15 protein-coding genes are annotated in these 16,373 nt (G+C 73.9%); 3 read left to right on the forward strand and 12 right to left on the reverse strand.

Annotated elements, in window-relative coordinates:
• Nucleotides 1–23: 23 nt before the first annotated feature.
• The 6 genes from ACZ7FF_RS10110 to pdhA all read right to left on the reverse strand — a co-directional run bounded on the left by ACZ7FF_RS10110 (nt 24) and on the right by pdhA (nt 6,953).
• Complete coding sequence (locus ACZ7FF_RS10110; RefSeq protein WP_470811005.1) at nt 24–1,004, reverse strand: NAD(P)H-quinone oxidoreductase; 981 nt, start codon at nt 1,002–1,004, stop codon at nt 24–26.
• 56 nt (nt 1,005–1,060) lie between these two features.
• On the reverse strand, nt 1,061–2,422 hold the full coding sequence (locus ACZ7FF_RS10115) for a molybdopterin molybdotransferase MoeA (RefSeq protein WP_470811006.1): 1,362 nt from the start codon (nt 2,420–2,422) through the stop codon (nt 1,061–1,063).
• Nucleotides 2,419–3,324 (reverse strand): NTP transferase domain-containing protein, encoded by a 906-nt coding sequence (locus ACZ7FF_RS10120; protein WP_470811007.1) that lies wholly within the window; start codon nt 3,322–3,324, stop codon nt 2,419–2,421. Before ACZ7FF_RS10120 ends, ACZ7FF_RS10115 begins: the two co-directional genes overlap by 4 nt.
• Nucleotides 3,325–3,427: 103 nt before the next feature.
• Entirely contained in the window at nt 3,428–4,798 is a 1,371-nt protein-coding gene (locus ACZ7FF_RS10125; protein ID WP_470811009.1) for a dihydrolipoamide acetyltransferase family protein, read from the reverse strand.
• Entirely contained in the window at nt 4,798–5,802 is a 1,005-nt protein-coding gene (locus tag ACZ7FF_RS10130; RefSeq protein ID WP_470811011.1) for an alpha-ketoacid dehydrogenase subunit beta, read from the reverse strand. The genes ACZ7FF_RS10125 and ACZ7FF_RS10130 overlap by 1 nt, the downstream gene beginning before the upstream one ends.
• Nucleotides 5,799–6,953 (reverse strand): pyruvate dehydrogenase (acetyl-transferring) E1 component subunit alpha, encoded by a 1,155-nt coding sequence (gene pdhA / locus ACZ7FF_RS10135; protein ID WP_470811013.1) that lies wholly within the window; start codon nt 6,951–6,953, stop codon nt 5,799–5,801. Before pdhA ends, ACZ7FF_RS10130 begins: the two co-directional genes overlap by 4 nt.
• Nucleotides 6,954–7,127: 174 nt before the next feature.
• Between pdhA and ACZ7FF_RS10140 the strand changes: the two genes are divergently transcribed.
• A complete protein-coding gene (locus tag ACZ7FF_RS10140) occupies nt 7,128–7,625 on the forward strand; it encodes an Lrp/AsnC family transcriptional regulator (RefSeq protein WP_470811015.1) in 498 nt (165 codons plus the stop codon).
• 54 nt (nt 7,626–7,679) lie between these two features.
• Here the strand turns inward: ACZ7FF_RS10140 and ACZ7FF_RS10145 are convergent, their stop codons facing one another.
• Together ACZ7FF_RS10145 and ACZ7FF_RS10150 are read right to left on the reverse strand one after the other, a co-directional pair.
• Nucleotides 7,680–8,267, reverse strand: a complete 588-nt coding sequence (locus ACZ7FF_RS10145) for a TetR/AcrR family transcriptional regulator (protein WP_470811017.1) — start codon at nt 8,265–8,267, stop codon at nt 7,680–7,682.
• A complete protein-coding gene (locus ACZ7FF_RS10150; RefSeq protein ID WP_470811019.1) occupies nt 8,264–9,778 on the reverse strand; it encodes a 3-hydroxyacyl-CoA dehydrogenase in 1,515 nt (504 codons plus the stop codon). Before ACZ7FF_RS10150 ends, ACZ7FF_RS10145 begins: the two co-directional genes overlap by 4 nt.
• A gap of 159 nt (nt 9,779–9,937) precedes the next feature.
• Here ACZ7FF_RS10150 and paaN point away from each other — a divergent pair, with 159 nt between their 5' ends.
• A complete protein-coding gene (gene paaN / locus ACZ7FF_RS10155) occupies nt 9,938–11,629 on the forward strand; it encodes a phenylacetic acid degradation protein PaaN (protein ID WP_470811021.1) in 1,692 nt (563 codons plus the stop codon).
• A 13-nt stretch (nt 11,630–11,642) separates the two neighbouring features.
• On the opposite strand, the gene ACZ7FF_RS10160 is transcribed toward paaN, so the two are convergent.
• Genes ACZ7FF_RS10160 through ACZ7FF_RS10170 form a run of 3 tightly spaced genes read right to left on the reverse strand, consistent with a single transcriptional unit; the run spans nt 11,643 to nt 14,523 of the window.
• Nucleotides 11,643–12,398, reverse strand: a complete 756-nt coding sequence (locus ACZ7FF_RS10160; RefSeq protein ID WP_470811023.1) for a TrmH family RNA methyltransferase — start codon at nt 12,396–12,398, stop codon at nt 11,643–11,645.
• Complete coding sequence (locus tag ACZ7FF_RS10165) at nt 12,395–13,606, reverse strand: HTTM domain-containing protein (protein WP_470811025.1); 1,212 nt, start codon at nt 13,604–13,606, stop codon at nt 12,395–12,397. Before ACZ7FF_RS10165 ends, ACZ7FF_RS10160 begins: the two co-directional genes overlap by 4 nt.
• Nucleotides 13,603–14,523 carry a DUF5819 family protein gene (locus tag ACZ7FF_RS10170; protein WP_470811026.1) on the reverse strand — a complete coding sequence of 307 codons (921 nt, stop codon included), beginning with the start codon at nt 14,521–14,523 and terminating at the stop codon, nt 13,603–13,605. The genes ACZ7FF_RS10165 and ACZ7FF_RS10170 overlap by 4 nt, the downstream gene beginning before the upstream one ends.
• A 347-nt stretch (nt 14,524–14,870) precedes the next feature.
• Between ACZ7FF_RS10170 and ACZ7FF_RS10175 the strand changes: the two genes are divergently transcribed.
• Nucleotides 14,871–16,013: an acyl-CoA dehydrogenase family protein gene (locus ACZ7FF_RS10175; protein ID WP_470811028.1), complete on the forward strand. Its 1,143-nt coding sequence runs from the start codon at nt 14,871–14,873 to the stop codon at nt 16,011–16,013.
• A 28-nt stretch (nt 16,014–16,041) separates the two neighbouring features.
• On the opposite strand, the gene ACZ7FF_RS10180 is transcribed toward ACZ7FF_RS10175, so the two are convergent.
• Nucleotides 16,042–16,371, reverse strand: coding sequence for a rhodanese-like domain-containing protein (locus ACZ7FF_RS10180; protein ID WP_470811452.1), 330 nt, complete (start codon nt 16,369–16,371; stop codon nt 16,042–16,044).
• Between the last annotated feature and the right edge of the window lie 2 nt (nt 16,372–16,373).

Here is a 16,373-nt window from a genome sequence, read left to right on the forward strand (position 1 = left end):
CACGGGGTCACGGGGTCACGGGGTCACGGGGTCACCAGCAGCACCTTGCCGATGTGGCCGCTCGCCTCCACCACCTCGTGCGCCCGAGGGGCCTCCGGCATCGGCAGCTCGCGGTCCACCACCGGCCGCACCTGCCCGGCGGCGAGCAACGGCCACACATGCTCACGCACGGCGGCGACGATGGCCGCCTTCTCGCCCAGCGGACGCGCCCTCAGCGAGGTCGCGCTGATGGCGGCCCGCTTGTTCAGCAGCGTGCCGATGTTCAGCTCGCCCTTGATCCCGCCCTGCATTCCGATGATCGCCAGACGCCCGTTGACGGCGAGCGTCTGGACGTTGCGGCCCAGGTACTTGGCACCCATGTTGTCGAGGATGACATCGGCGCCCGCCCCGTCCGTGGCCTGCATGACCTCGGCGACGAAGTCCTGCTCCCGGTAGTTGACGAGGATGTCCGCCCCCAGCTCGGCACACTGGTCCAGCTTCTCCTTGGTGCCGGCGGTCACCGCGATCCGGGCACCGACGGCCTTGGCCAGCTGGATCGCCATGGTGCCGATGCCGCTGGCACCGCCGTGCACCAGCAGCGTCTCGCCGGGGCGCAGGTGGGCGATCATGAACACGTTGGACCAGACCGTGCACACCACCTCGGGCAGCGCGGCCGCCTGCCGGAGGTCGACGCCCTCGGGCACGGGCAGCAGCTGCCCGGCCGGCACGGCGACCTTCTGGGCGTAGCCGCCGCCCGAGAGCAGCGCGCACACCTCGTCGCCGACGGCCCAGCCGGACACTCCGGGGCCGAGGGCGGCGATCCTGCCGGAGCACTCCAGGCCGGGGTAGGGGGAGGCGCCGGACGGCGGGTTGTAGAAGCCCTGCCGCTGCAGGATGTCGGCGCGGTTGACGGCGCTGGCCACCACCTCGACCAGCACCTCGCCCTCGCCGGGCACCGGGTCGGGGACCTCGTCCCACACCAGCGCCTCGGGACCACCAGGTTCGGGAATCGTGATCGCATGCATACCGGCGACGCTACTCCCCCGTACGGTTCGCTACCGGGCAGGGCACCTGGGATGTTTCACGTGAAACACACGCCGATGCCCGCCGCCGCCCACGGCAGGTCCAGCAGCTCCGTCTCCTCGCCCTGCCGGGCCCCGCCCGGCGGTACGACGGCCAGCGCGTCGGAGGCGGCGACGCCGCGCAGCATGGCCGGACCGTTGTAGTGCAGCGGTACGGCGCGGTCGCCGCGCAGCACCACCGGGATGAGCCGGGTGTCGTACGGGTGCCCCTGCACCGCCTCCTTCAGCGGCAGCGTGTACGGCTCGGGGGCCGGGCGGGCGGCCAGCGTGCGCAGCAGCGGCTCGGCGAGCGTGAGCAGGCCGGAGACGGCCGCGAGAGGGTTGCCGGGCAGACCGACCAGGTGCTGTTCCTCCTTGAGGCGGGCCAGCAGCATCGGATGGCCGGGGCGCACCTTGACGCCGTCGACGAGGAGTTCGGCGCCGATGCGCTCCAGGGTGGGGTGGACATGGTCGACCGGGCCGGCGGCGGTGCCTCCGGTGGTGACGACGAGGTCGGCCGTGGAGCCGGTGACGGCCTTGCGCAGGGCCCTGGCGTCGTCGCCGATCCGGCGTACCGCGACGACCTCGGCGCCGAGTGCCCGCAGCCAGGGCGGCAGCATGGGGCCGAGCGCGTCCCGGATCAGTCCGTCGTGCGGAAGGCCCTCGGTGAGCAACTCGTCACCGAGGACGAGAACTTCGGCGCGGGGACGGGGGACGACGGTGACCGTGTCGTATCCGGCGGCCGCGGCGAGTCCCAGGACGGCCGGGGTGATCAGGGTGCCGACGGGCAGCAACTGGTCGCCGGTGCGGCACTCCTGGCCGCGGGGGCGGATGTCCTGACCGTGGGCCGCCTCCCGGGTGGCGTGCAGCCGGCCCTGGGCGTCCGTGCGGCCGTGCTCGCTGCGCAGTACGGCGGTGGTGTCGGCGGGGATGCGGGCGCCGGTCGCGATGCGGACCGCCTCGCCGTCGGTGAGCGGCTCGGGCTGCGCGTGCCCGGCGAGCACTCCCTCGTCGCGCACCTCCCAGGGCCCGGGACCGGCGACCGCCCAGCCGTCCATCGCGGAGGTGTCGAAGGAGGGCAGGTCGGTGAGCGCGTCGAGGGGCGCGGCCAGCACCAGGCCGAGGGCGTCGCCGAGGGCCACGGAGACCGGGGCGCGGCGGGCGCGGGACCGGACGGCCCGGGCGGCGATCTCGCGGGCCTCCGGCCAGGGGGTCGCGCGGTGCCGTGCGGTGTGCCGCCCGCCCGTCGCCTGGGATGCCGGGGCGGGGACATGGCCGCTGCTGTCGTCCTTGGCTTCCCTCACTAGGGCCAGGGCCTCCTCGACGTCGAGGTCGTCGCGCTCCTGTGCGGGCGCCCCGGTCCGGGTGCCGGGGGCGGTCATCCGGCGTCCGGGGCGCCCGGGCCCCCGCTGTTCTCTTCCTTGCCCCCGTCGTGCTCCTCCGCCCAGCGCAGCGCCAGCGCGGCGGCCTTGTGGGCGGCCTCGGCGACGGCCTCGGGGCCGCCCTTGCCCTGGGCGGCGGCGTAGCCGACGAGGAAGGTGGTCAGCGGGGCGGCGGGACGGTCCACGCCGTGCGCGGCGTCACGGGCCAGGTCGAGCAGGCCACGGATGTCGACGTCCAGGTCGATGCCCAGCTCGTCCTTGACTGCGGAGATCCATTCATCCAACACGTGACCATGCTCCCTGATGCGTGCCCTGGCGTCGGCGATGTCGTCCCAGGTGTCGCAGTCGAAGGACGCGAGCGGGTCCGGGACACGGGTGAGGCGGAGGGGACCGGTCAGCCGGCGCAGCGGCAGGCCGGTGAGGCCGCCCGGCGCGGCCGCGAGGGCGGCCAGCTCGCGGCGCAGCGCGTCGGTGCGGTAGGCGGCGACGAGCGGCTGGTCGCGGCCCTCCGCGTCGGTGAGCAGCGCACCGTCGGCGCCGGCCCCTCGGAGCGTCTGCAACAGACGGTGCAGGGTGGCCGGTTCGAGGAAGGGCAGGTCGGCGGAGAGGACCACGGCGTGCTCGGCCGTGGTGTACCGCAGGCCGGCCGCCAGCGCGGCGACCGGTCCGCCGCCGGGCGGTTCCTCGCGCGCCCAGCGCACCGGGCGCGCGGTGGGCCGGGGCGCGGCCACCACGACGGTCGTGGCGGCGCCCGCGCAGGCCGTCAGCACCCGGTCGAGCAGCGCGCGGCCGCCGACCCGGACCCTGGGCTTGTCGGCCCCGCCGAGCCGCCGCGCGGCGCCACCGGCCAGCACGACGGCGTCGTACGGACCCGGGGACGCGGTGGGGGCGTTGTCGGTCACTCCCCGAGTATGCGTGCCCGGCTGATCACAGGGAACCGACCGGCCGGGACGCGACCCGGCCGGGGACGGCCCGCACGGACCGTCCCCGCCGGTTCCCGGGGGGTCACAGCGTGCGCAGCAGCACCGCCGGCTGTTCCACGCAGTCCGCCACGTAGCGCAGGAAGCCGCCCGCCGTGCCGCCGTCGCACACCCGGTGGTCGAAGGTGAGCGAGAGCTGCACGACCTGGCGCACGGCCAGCTCGCCCTCGTGCACCCACGGCTTGGGGATGATGCGGCCGACGCCGAGCATGGCCGCCTCGGGGTGGTTGATGATCGGCGTGGAGCCGTCGACGCCGAAGACTCCGTAGTTGTTCAACGTGAAGGTGCCGCCGGTGAGTTCCGCGGGGGTGAGCGTCCCCGCGCGGGCGGACTCGGTGAGCCGGGCGAACTCCGCGGTGAGCGACTCGGCGTCGCGCGCGTGGGCGTCCCGGACCACCGGTACGACCAGGCCGCGTTCGGTCTGCGCGGCGAACCCGAGGTGCACATGGGCGTGCTGGACGACCTCGCGGGCCTCGGTGTCGACGGAGGAGTTCAGCTCGGGGAACCGGGCGAGGGCGGCGGTCGAGATGCGGGCGAGCAGCGCGAGGAGGGAGATCTTCGGCGCTCCGGCCGCGTTCATCGCGGCCCGCGCGCGCATCAGTTCCGTCGCGTCCGCGTCGACCCAGCAGGTCGCGTCCGGGATCTCCCGGCGACTGCGGGACAGCTTGTCGGCGACGGCTCCGCGCACGCCCTTGAGCGGGACGCGCAGGACCGTGGCACCCGGGGCCGTGAGGGCCGGGGCGGCTGCTCGCGGGGCCGCGGCGGCGGGCGTCGCGGCCGTGTGGTCCTGGGCGGCCCTGGTCCGCAGCGCACCCTCGACGTCGGCCCGCAGGATCAGCCCCTCAGGTCCGGAACCGGCGAGCTGCCGCAGGTCCAGGCCGTTGTCGCGGGCGAGCCTGCGCACCAGCGGGGAGATCACCGGGACCGGCCCCTCGGCGGGGGCCGGCACGGCCTCCCGCGGCTGCGGCGCCGTCCGGGCGGCCTCGGTCACGGGCGGGTGCGCCGCCGGAGCGGTCGCGGGGCCCTTCGCCTGCCCGTTGACGGCGGCCGTCCCCGCCGCGGCGGCCCGTACCCGGCGCCGCCGGGCCGCGGGGGCCTGGGTGCCGTAGCCGACCAGGACGTTGCCGGAGCCCTCGGGCTCCGCCGCCGGGCTGCCCACCGCCACGGTCAGCAGCGGGGCGCCGACCGGCAGTTCCGTGCCCTCCTCGCCGAAGCGCGCGGTGACCACGCCGCCGTAGGGGCAGGGGACCTCGACCATCGCCTTGGCCGTCTCGACCTCGACGACCGGCTGGTCGATGGCGACGACGTCACCGACCTGGACCAGCCAGCGGACGATCTCCGCCTCGGTGAGTCCCTCGCCGAGGTCGGGGAGCTTGAACTCCAGCACCTGTGCCATCAGCCCTCGGCCTCCCACTGCAGCCGGCCCACGGCGTCCAGGATGCGGTCGACGCCGGGCAGATGGTGCCGCTCCAGCATGGGCGGCGGGTAGGGGATGTCGAACCCGGCCACGCGCAGCACGGGGGCCTCCAGGTGGTGGAAGCAGCGCTCGGTGATGCGCGCCGCGATCTCGCCGCCCGGACCGCCGAAGCCGGTGGACTCGTGCACGACGACCGCGCGTCCGGTGCGCCGGACGGCCGCGCAGACCGTCTCGTCGTCGAACGGCACCAGGGAGCGCAGGTCGACGACCTCCAGGTCCCAGCCCTCGGCCCGCGCGGCCTCGGCCGCCTCCATGCAGACGGGCACGGAGGGGCCGTAGGTGATGAGGGTGGCGCTGGTGCCCGGACGGCGCACGACCGCGCGCCCGATGGGCTCCACGTCCGTGGGCTGCTCGGGGTTCCAGGAGTCCTTGGACCAGTACAGCCGCTTGGGCTCCATGAAGACGACGGGGTCGTCGGAGGCGATGGCCTGGCGCAGCAGACCGTAGGCGTCGGCGACGGTCGCGGGCGTGACGACGTGCAGGCCGGGGGTGGCCATGTAGTACGCCTCGGAGGAGTCGCTGTGGTGCTCGACGCCGCCGATGCCGCCGCCGTAGGGCACGCGCACGGTGATCGGCATCGGCATCCGGCCGCGGGTGCGGTTGCGCATCCGGGAGACATGGCTGATCAGCTGCTCGAACGCCGGGTAGGCGAAGGCGTCGAACTGCATCTCCACCACCGGGCGCAGGCCGTACATGGCCATGCCGACGGCGGTGCCGAGGATGCCGGCCTCGGCGAGCGGGGTGTCGGTGCAGCGGTCCTCGCCGAACTCCTTGGCGAGCCCGTCGGTGACCCGGAAGACACCGCCGAGGGTGCCGACGTCCTCGCCCATGACGTGCACGGTGGGGTCGGCGGCCATCGCGTCGCGCAGCGCGCGCGTGAGGGCCTGCGCCATGGTGGCGGGCTTGACGGCGACGGTGGTCATCGGACCCCGCCTTCCCGGATGCCGTGCCCGTCCTGCTCGGCCTCCAGCTCGGCCTGCAGCAGGGCGCGCTGTTCGCGCAGCTGGGAGGTGGTCTCGGCGTAGACGTGGTCGAAGAGTTCCATGGGGTCGAGTTCGGGGTCCCGGTTCATGCGCTCACGCAGGGAGGCGGCCATCGCCTCCGCGTCCTCCCGTACGGCTTCGAGGCCGGCCTCGTCGATCAGGCCGCGCGCGGTCAGCTCCGTCTCCAGCAGCGTGACCGGGTCGTGGGCGCGCCAGGCCTCGATCTCGGAGTCGCCCCGGTAGCGGGTGGCGTCGTCGGCGTTGGTGTGGGCGTCGATGCGGTACGTCACCGCTTCGACCAGGGTCGGTCCGCCGCCCGCGCGGGCGTGCCGTACGGCCTTGCTGAGGACCTCGTGCACCGCGGCCGCGTCGTTGCCGTCGACCAGACGGCCCGGCATGCCGTACCCGACGGCCTTGTGGGCCAGGGAGGGCGCGGCGGTCTGCTTGGCGAGCGGGACGGAGATGGCGAAGCCGTTGTTCTGCACGAGGAAGACGACCGGCGCCTGCCAGACGGCGGCGAAGTTCAGCGCCTCGTGGAAGTCGCCCTCGCTGGTGCCGCCGTCGCCGACCATGGCGAGCGCGACCACGTCGTCGCCCTTGAGGCGGGCGGCGTGGGCGAGGCCGACGGCGTGCGGGAGCTGGGTGGCCAGCGGGGTGCTGAGGGGGGCCACCCGGTGGGCGTAGGGGTCGTAGCCGGTGTGCCAGTCGCCGCGCAGCAGGGTGAGGGCCTCGACGGGGTCCACGCCCCGGCTGACGACGGCGAGGGTGTCGCGGTAGCTGGGGAAGAGCCAGTCGCGCTCCTCCAGGGCCAGGGCGGCGGCGACCTCGCAGGCCTCCTGGCCGGTGCTGGAGGGGTAGACGGCCAGGCGGCCCTGCTTGGTGAGCGCGGTGGCCTGCGTGTTGTAGCGGCGGCCGCGCACCAGCTGGGCGTGGAGCCTGCGCAGCAGGTCCGGGTCGGCCTTGGCGGCCGCCTCGGTGCCGAGCACGCGGTAGGGCTCGGCGTCGGGCAGCAGTGGCGCGGGGTCCGTGCGGGGCTGCCAGGCGGGCGGCGGGGACGGCTTGTACGCGCCCCGCTGCTCCATGACCGTCATGACGGCACCTCCTCGTGGGAGCGGCTACGGAGACGTGTCGCCTGTGACCCGCCTCACCTACCGATTGTTCGGTCGTCGGCACATTTTGGCTACAGGCACCTCCAGGCTGTGGACAAACGGTTCTCCACAACCTGGAATGAACGCAGGACGTCCACGGCGATGAAGCGGGGGGACATGCCACCTGAACAAATGGCCGACGGCACGCAGGGCGGTGCCCTTCTGCCGCCGCGCCCGCTGGACACCATCGACCAGGACATCCTGAAGATCCTGCAGTCGGACGGCCGTGCCTCGATACGCTCCGTGGCCGAGCGCGTCCACGTGTCCCGCGCCAACGCCTACGCGCGCATCAACCGGCTCGTCGAGGACGGGGTGATCCGGGGCTTCAGCGCGCGCGTGGACCACGAGCGGGCGGGCCACGGCACGTCGGCCTACGTCACGCTGAAGATCGTCCAGAACACCTGGCGCACGGTCCGCGAGCACCTCAGACAGCTGCCCGGCGCCTCCCACATCGCGCTGGTCGGCGGCGACTTCGACGTGCTGCTCCTGGTGCACACGCCCGACAACCGGGCACTGCGCGAGCTGGTGCTCACGCGGCTCCAGGCGATCCCGGAGGTGCTGAGCACCCGCACGCTGCTGGTGTTCGAGGAGGAGGACCTGGAGCCGGAGGCATAGGAACGGGACAGGAAGGGGAGGCGAAGGGGCCGGGCGGAGGCCGGGCCGGCGGCCTCAGGCCTGCCGCAGGCCCGAGAAGACGAGCCGTACGACCGCGTCGGCCACCTCTCGGTCCGTGACGCCGTGCGGGTCCGGCCGGTACCACTCCACGATGGAGTTGATCATCCCGAAGACCAGCCGGGTGGCGAGCCGGACCTCCACGTCCGCCCGTACGTCCCCGTCGGCCGCGGCCGCCTTCAGCAGCTCGGCGACCCGGTGGTCGAAGTCGCGGCGCCGGTCCAGCGCCCACCGCTCGGTGGCGGTGTTGCCCCGCACCCGCAGCAGCAGCGTGACGTAGGGCAGCTCGGTTATCAGCACCTCGACCATGCGCCGCACGACGTGCTCCAGGCGGTCGACGGACCGGCCCTCGCGCGCGTGCTCCTCGTCGAGGATGGCGAACAGGCCGTCCAGGGCGCGGCTGACCGCCCGGCGCAGCAGCTCCTCCTTGCCGCTGACGTGGTGGTAGATCGACGACTTGGAGATGCCGGCCGCCTTGGACAGGTGCTCCATGGAGGTGCCGTCGTAGCCGCGCTCGTTGAAGACCTGCACGGCGACGGAGAGCAGCGTCTCGGGGGTGTACGTGTCGCGCTTGACCGTGGTCATGAGGCGCCCTCCCGCTTGTCGATGGCGTAGGCGTGGCGGTAGAGCGCGAGGGAGGGCGCGTAGCGTCCGGAGGGGTCGCGCTCGTGCATCTCGTCCAGGACGTCGAAGGCGAACTCGTGGCCGAGCCTGCGGTCCCACTCGAAGGGGCCGAGCGGGTAGTTGACGCCCAGGCGCATCGCGGTGTCGACGTCCTCCTCGGTGGCCACGCCCTTGGCGACGGCGTCGTGGGCGAGGTCGATGATCCGGGCGACGGTGCGGGCCACGATCATGCCGGGGACGTCGCCGATGACGCTGACGTCCTTGCCGAGCGCCTGGAACAGGCCGGTGGCCTCGGCGAGGGTCCCGGGCGCGGTGTCCTGGGAGGCGGACAGGGCGACGCGGGTGGCGCCGCGGTAGTCGAGGGCGAGGTCGAAGTGGACGACGTCGCGGAACTCCACGGAGGTCTGGCCGTCGGCGAGGACCAGCTGGCCGCCGCCGGGCAGCACCAGGCGGGTGCCGTTGTCCTCGTCCTCCTCGCGCACCCGGATGCCCGCCTCGCGGATCAGCGTGAGCAGCTCGGCGGCGGGGCCGAGGTCGCCCTCGGCGACGACGTACGCGGGCGGCTGCTCCTTGTCGGCGGTGTGCGGCTCGGGCCGCTCGGCGCCGTCGGCGTGGTCGTACCAGCCGTGCCCGCTCTTGCGGCCGAGCCGGCCGGACTCCACCAGCCGGCGCTGGGCCAGGGAGGGCGTGAAGCGCACGTCCTGGAAGAAGGCCTGCCACACCGAGTGGGTCACCGACTCGTTGACGTCCTGCCCGATCAGGTCGGTCAGCTCGAACGCTCCCATCCGGAAGTCGCCGCACTCGCGCAGCACCGCGTCGATGGTGGCCGGGTCGGCGGCCTGGGCCTCGTACACGGCGAACGCCTCGGCGTAGAACGGCCGGGCGATCCGGTTGACGATGAAGCCGGGGGTGTCCGCGCAGGCCACCGGGGTCTTGCCCCAGGCGCGGGCGGTCTCGTACGCGCGCGTGGCCGACGTGACGTCGGTGGCGAAGCCGGAGACGACCTCGACCAGCGGCAGCAGCGGCGCGGGGTTGAAGAAGTGCAGGCCCACGAAGCGGCCGGGATGGCGCAGGGCGCCGCCGATCGCCGTCACCGACAGCGAGGAGGTGTTGGTGGCGAGCAGGCAGTCCTCGGCGACGAGGTCCTCCAGCTCGGCGAAGAGCTGCTGCTTGACGTCCAGCCGTTCCAGGACGGCCTCGACGACCAGCGCGCAGTCGGCCAGCCCGGCGAGGTCGTCCACGGGCGTGAGCCGGGCGCGGGCCGCGTCCCGGTCGGCGGCGGTGAGCCGGCCCTTGTCCACGAGCCGGTCGAGGCGGGCGCCGATCGCCGCGGCCGCGTCCCGGGCCCGTCCGGCCACGGCGTCGTAGAGCCGCACCGGATGGCCGGCGGCCAGCGCGACCTGGGCGATGCCCTGGCCCATGGTGCCGGTGCCGACGACGGCCACGGGGCTGCTGAGGTCGATTGCTGTCATGTGCGCGATCCTCCCGCACGGGGTTTTCCACAGATGCGGCAGGCCCCCTTGTCCCGACCGATCGTTCGGTTACTCTAGCTCTGACCGTCCCATCCCGCTGCTCTTTATGCCAGGTCGTGAACTCGGCTCAGAGTTCTCCAGACGAGGAGTTGGTCCCGCATGGCCGCCGAACTGACCGCGCCCGAGCTGATCGCCAAGCACCGGCCCACTCTCGACCAGGCCCTGGAAGCGATCCGCACACGTGCGTACTGGTCACCGCACCCCGAGCACCCGAAGGCCTACGGCGAGCACGGCAGCCTGGACGCGGCGGCGGGCAAGGCCGCCTTCGACGCCCTGCTGGGCACCCGTCTCGACCTCGGCCAGCCCGGCACGGACGGCTGGGTGGACGGCGAGGTCTCGCCGTACGGCATCGAGCTGGGCGTGAGCTACCCGCACGCGGACGTGGACGTGCTGATCCCGGCGATGCGCGCCGGTCAGCGGGCCTGGCGGGACGCCGGCGCCGAGGTGCGGGCCGTGGTCTGCGTCGAGATCCTCAAGCGGATCAGCGACCGGACGCACGAGTTCGCCCACGCGGTGATGCACACCAGCGGCCAGGCGTTCATGATGGCGTTCCAGGCGGGCGGCCCGCACGCGCAGGACCGCGGCCTGGAGGCCGTGGCGTACGCGTACGCGGAGCAGGTCCGCACCCCCGAGACGGCGGAGTGGACCAAGCCGCAGGGCAAGCGCGACCCGCTGGTCCTCACCAAGCACTTCACGTCCGTTCCGCGCGGCATCGGCCTGGTCATCGGCTGCAACACCTTCCCGACCTGGAACGGCTACCCGGGCCTGTTCGCCTCCCTGGCGACCGGCAACGCGGTGCTGGTCAAGCCGCACCCGCGCGCGGTGCTGCCGCTGGCGCTGACCGTGCAGGTGGCCCGCCAGGTGCTCACCGAGGCCGGCTTCGACCCGAACCTGGTGGCCCTGGCCGCCGAGCGCCCCGGCGAGGGCGTCGCCAAGACCCTCGCCACCCGCCCGGAGATCAGGATCATCGACTACACCGGGTCGACGTCCTTCGGCGACTGGCTGGAGACCAACGCCCACCAGGCGCAGGTCTACACGGAGAAGGCCGGCGTCAACACGGTGATCGTGCACTCCACCGACGACTACAGGGGCATGCTGTCCAACCTGGCGTTCTCGCTGTCCCTGTACAGCGGCCAGATGTGCACCACCCCGCAGAACCTGCTGATCCCCCGGGACGGCATCGGCACCGACCAGGGCCCGAAGTCCTTCGACGAGGTCACCGCCGACCTCGCCCGCGCGGTCGACGGCCTGCTCGGCGACGACGCGCGCGCGAACGCGCTGCTGGGCGCGATCGTCAACCCGGACGTCAAGGCCCGGCTGGAGGCCGCGGCCGGTCTCGGCGAGGTCGCCCTCGCCTCCCGCGAGGTCAGCAACCCGGAGTTCCCCGGCGCGGTCGTCCGCACCCCCGTCATCGTCAAGCTGGACGGCGCCAAGCCGGACGCCGAGGCCGCCTACATGAGCGAGTGCTTCGGGCCCGTCTCCTTCGCCGTCGCGGTCGACTCGGCGGCCGACGCGGTGGAGCTGCTGCGCCGGACGGTCCGCGAGAAGGGCGCGATGACCGTCGGCGCCTACACCACCGACCCCGAGGTCGAGCAGGCCGTCGAGGAGGCGTGCCTGGAGGAGGCGGCCCAGCTGTCGCTCAACCTCACCGGCGGGGTGTACGTGAACCAGACCGCCGCCTTCTCCGACTTCCACGGTTCGGGCGGCAACCCGGCGGCGAACGCGGCCCTGTGCGACGGCGCGTTCGTGGCGAACCGGTTCCGGGTCGTCGAGGTGCGCCGGGAGGCGTGACGCTCCCCGCCCCCTAAGGGGCGCGGTGCGCCCCCTGGGTCGCACTCCAGTGGTACAGCGTCATCGCCACGCTGGTGGCGAGGTTGTAGCTGGAGACCTGGGGGCGCATCGGCAGCCGCAGCAGATGGTCGGCACGCGCGCGCAGTTCCCCGGACAGCCCGCTGCGTTCCGACCCGAAGGCGAGCACGGCGTCGTCGGGCAGCCCGGTGCCGCGGATGTCCTCGCCCTCGGGGTCGAGGGCGAACAGCGGCCCGGGAGGCAGCTCGTCGGCGCCGAGGCGCTCCACGGCGGTCGCGAAGTGCAGGCCCGCACCGCCGCGCACCACCGTCGGATGCCAGGGGTCGAGCGTGCCCGTGGTGACCACGCCGGTCGCCCCGAAACCGGCGGCCAGCCGGATCACGGCACCGGCGTTGCCCAGGTTGCGCGGGTTGTCGAGGACCACGACGGGGGCGGGGCGGGGCGTCCGGGCGAGCGCCCGCAGATTGGCCTCACGGGACGGCCGTACGGCCAGCGCGGCCACTCCCGTGGGATGGGGCCGCGGGACGAGTGAGGCGTACGCCTCGGCAGGCACCTGCGTGAGCAGTGCGTCCAGGGTGTCCCGTACGTCCTCGGCCAGCTCGTCCGCCAGGGCGAGCGCGGCCCGCCGGTCGGTGGTGACCGCCACCGGCACCTCGGCCCCGAAGCGCAGCGCGTGCTTGAGGGCGTGGAAGCCGTCGAGCAGCACGGCGGAACCGGCGTGCTCGCGCCAGCGGGAGAGCGGGTCCGTCATGCCGTGAACCCTACGCGCCCGGCCGTGCTCTCCTCGGGGGTGCGCGGCGACGGCAGCGTGGGGCCCTCGCGCCGGACGAGACGCCCGGCCGCCCGTGTCACCAGGGCGCCCAGCCCGCGCAGGAAGGACGTCGGCAGGAAGACCGCGTCCGCGGTGATCATCGCCAGCGAGAAGAACGGCAGTCCGAGGACGACCGCGATCACCGAGTGCTCCAGCATCATCAGCACCAGCAGGACGTTCTTCACCCGCCGGTTGAACAGGGTGAACGGGAAGGCGACCTGCACCATGACGGTCCCGTAGGCCACGATCATCATGATCGTGCCGCTCGAGGACATCAGGTCGGCGAGGCCGGGCCAGGGCGAGAAGTAGTCCAGGTGGAGCGGGTAGTAGACGGCGGTGCCGTCCTGCCAGCGCGAGCCCTGGATCTTGTACCAGCCGGCCGTGGCGTAGATCAGGCACGCCTCCGCCATGATCACGACCAGCGCGCCGTTGTGCAGCACGTTGGCGATCACGTCCAGCATGATCCGCGGCTCCGCCGACCCCGGGCGGCGGCCGGCCGCCCACCACAGGCCGAGCACCGCCCACGCCGTCCACAGCAGTGCGGGGACCAGCCATCCGTTGTCGAACCGGCCGGTCGCCGTCGCCGTGACGAGCGCCAGGCCGAGCAGCACCCACAGCACCGGCCCCACCCGGTCGGCGGGCACCCGCTCCCCACGGGCCCGTGCCGCCTCGTGGCGTGCCCGGCGCCGGGCGTCGAGGGACCACACCTGCCCGCACCGGGTGAACACGAGGTAGAAGGACATCAGGTGCAGCACGTTGTCGCCGCCGTCGCCGACGAAGACGCTGCGGTTCTGCAGCGACAGCACGCCCACCATGAACAGGACGGACGCGGTGCGGGTGCGCCAGCCGAGCATCAGGGCCGCGCTCGCGAGGGCCGCCACCGCGTAGCAGAGCTCGAACCACGCCTGGCCGTTCGACCACAGCAGGGCCGTGAAGGCGTGGTTGTCGCCGGTCAGCTGCTTGGCGAGGTTCCAGCCCCAGGGTCCCGCGGGGCCGTACAGCTCCTGGCGGTGGGGGAACTCGCGCAGCAGGAACAGCATCCAGGTGCCGGCGAACCCGATCCGGATCACAGCGCTCTGGTACGGCCCGAGGGCCGCCTCCGTGACGCGGGCGATCCCGCGCGACAGGGTCAGGGAGAAGCGGTTCACCGCACACCTCCGGCGGCCTCGGCGGCGGTCGGGGTCCACCAGGGCAACTGCCGGTAGACGGGTTTGTCGGGCACCTGCTCACCGCTCCAGGCGGGGGGCTGCACATTGGTGGTGCAGGAGCGGACCTGCACCTGCTGGATGACGCCGGCCCGGCTGGTCGGGTCGGTGCGGTACAGGCGCATCACCACGATCCGGCGCAGGTACTCCTCGGAGAGCGAGCCGCGCATGCCCACGGGGCGGTTGTCGGCGCCGTGCGTGGCGGTGAAGAAGTCCCAGGCCCGGCGCAGCTCGTTCTGCTCGGTGTGGCTCGGCACCAGGTTGCCGTCGATGGCCGCGCCGTCCTGGGCGGACAGGTCGGTCCAGCCGGTGGTGCGCAGCCCGCCGTCCTTCATGCGCACCTCGGCGCGCACCTGGACGGCTATGTTCTGCTGCAGCGGGTTCGGCGCGAACAGCTTCCAGTTCTGCTCGAACTCCGGGTACACCCACTCCTCGACCGCCTTGCCGTGCTGCTTCGACACCGTGTTGTCCGGTGCCAGGCTGAGGAACACCATCAGCAGGTGCACACAGGCTCCGACGGCGACCACCGCGAGCGCCAGCGCGGCGCCGACCTGGTAGCGGGGCGAGAGGGCGGCGACCCCGGTACGGGGCGGCACGGGGGCGGCGGTCTCGGCGTCCTCGGTGCGGGGCCCTGCCGCGGCGGCGTCCTCGGACCCCGGCGGGGACGGGGCGGCGGTCGCGGTGCCGGGCGCCGCCGGAGCGGTGGCGTCCTCGGGGCCGGGCGGGGACGGCTCGGGAGCGCCGGGGTCGCCGGAGTGCTCGCCGCCCGGGAGGCCCTTCGGCCGGTCCTCCGGGAGACGCGCTCCGGCCGACCCGTCCGGGCCGCGCGCGGCCCCCGAGTCCTCGTCGTACGCGTCCATTCCGCCCCGTCCCCGTTCCGGTCAGTCGTTCGGCTGGGTCAGCCCAGTGGTACGGCTTCCCGTCACAGGCGCCGCATCGTGCACGAGCACCACAGCTCGGCACCCGCACGGAACGGTACTCAGACCCGGCCACCGGGCGCAGCCCCGGGTACGGGCCGACGTGCGTGGTCCTCGCCACGCGGTACGCCGGGACCGGTGCGCCCGCGTCCGGCGCCGGGGCCTGGCCTGCGGCGGTGTGCCCGGACGGGGCGGCTCTGGGCGGTGAACGGTGCGGGGCGGTTCACTTCTCCTAGAACCTGTTCTATCTTGACGGCCCGTCAGATGACCGCACCGTCGGAGGGACAGGCGTGGACTTCACCTTCACCGAGGAGCAGCGGGCCGCGGCCGAGGCGGCGCGCGGAGTGTTCGCCGGTGTCGCACCCGACGCGGTGCCCAGCCCGGCGCTCACCAGGGGCGCCGTGGCCGACGGCCTCGACCGGGACCTGTGGTCCCGGCTCGCCGGGGCGGACCTGCTGAGCCTGCTCCTCGACGACGCGTACGGCGGCGCGGGCCTGGACGCGATCGCGCTGTGCCTGGTGCTGCGCGAGTCGGCGAAGGTCCTCGCGCGGGTGCCGCTGCTGGAGCACAGCGCGGCCGCGGCGGCCGTGGGAACCTACGGCGGCCCGGACCTCGGGGAGCGTCTGCTGGAGCGGGCGGGGCGGGGTGAGCTGGTGCTGACCGTCGCCGCGAGCGGCCGTACCGGGCACGACCCCGCCGAACTGGCCGTCACCGCCAGGCGGGACGGGCCGGCGTGGGTGCTGGAGGGGGTGCAGACGGCGGTGCCGTGGGCGTACGACGCGGACCTCGTCGTCGTACCGGCGCACATCGAGGGCACCACGGCCGGACGGAGCGTACTCGCGCTCGTGCCCCGCGAACTGGACGGTGTGACGCTCGCCGAGCAGGTGTCCACCAGCGGGGAACGGCTGGCCGAGCTGCGGCTGACGTCCGCCCGCGTCGGCGCGGGCGAGGTCATCGAGGCCGAGGGGGCGTGGGAGTGGCTGCACGCGCTGCTCGCGACCGGCACCTGTGCGCTGGCGCTCGGGCTGGGCGAGCGGGTGCTCGGCATGACCGGCGAGTACACCGGCAAGCGGGAGCAGTTCGGGTATCCGATCGCGACCTTCCAGGCGGTGGCCGTGCAGGCCGCCGACCGGTACATCGACCTGCGGGCCATGGAGGCCACCCTCTGGCAGGCCGCCTGGCGGATCGCCTCGGGGGCCCCGGGTCCGCTGCCCGCCGCCGGGGACGTCGCCGTGGCGAAGATCTGGGCGGCGGAGGGCGTACGGCGCCTCGTGCAGACGGCACAGCATCTGCACGGCGGGTTCGGCGCGGACACCGACTACTCCCTGCACCGGTACCACGCCTGGGCCAAGCACCTGGAGCTGGCGCTCGGCCCGGCGGCGGCGTACGAGGAACGGCTCGGGGACCTGCTGGCGGCGCATCCGCTCGGCTGACCGGGCGGCCGCGGGAACGGCCGGGGGGCTACAGCACGTGGCCCGGGTTGCCGTCCGCGGTAATCACCGGGCGGCCCGCGGCGGCCCAGGACTGCATGCCGCCGTCGATGTTCACCGCGTCGACGCCCTGCTGCACCAGGTACATGGTGACCTGCGCGGACCGGCCGCCGGAGCGGCAGATGACGTGCACCCGGCCGTCCTGCGGGGCGGCCTCGGTCAGCTCGCCGTAGCGGGCCACGAACTCGCTGATCGGGATGTGCAGTGCCCCCTCGGCGTGGCCCGCCTGCCACTCGTCGTCCTCGCGGACGTCCAGCAGGAAGTCGCCGTCCTTGAGGTCCGTGACCTCGACCGTGGGCACAC

This window comes from Streptomyces sp. NPDC037126 (assembly GCF_055605965.1).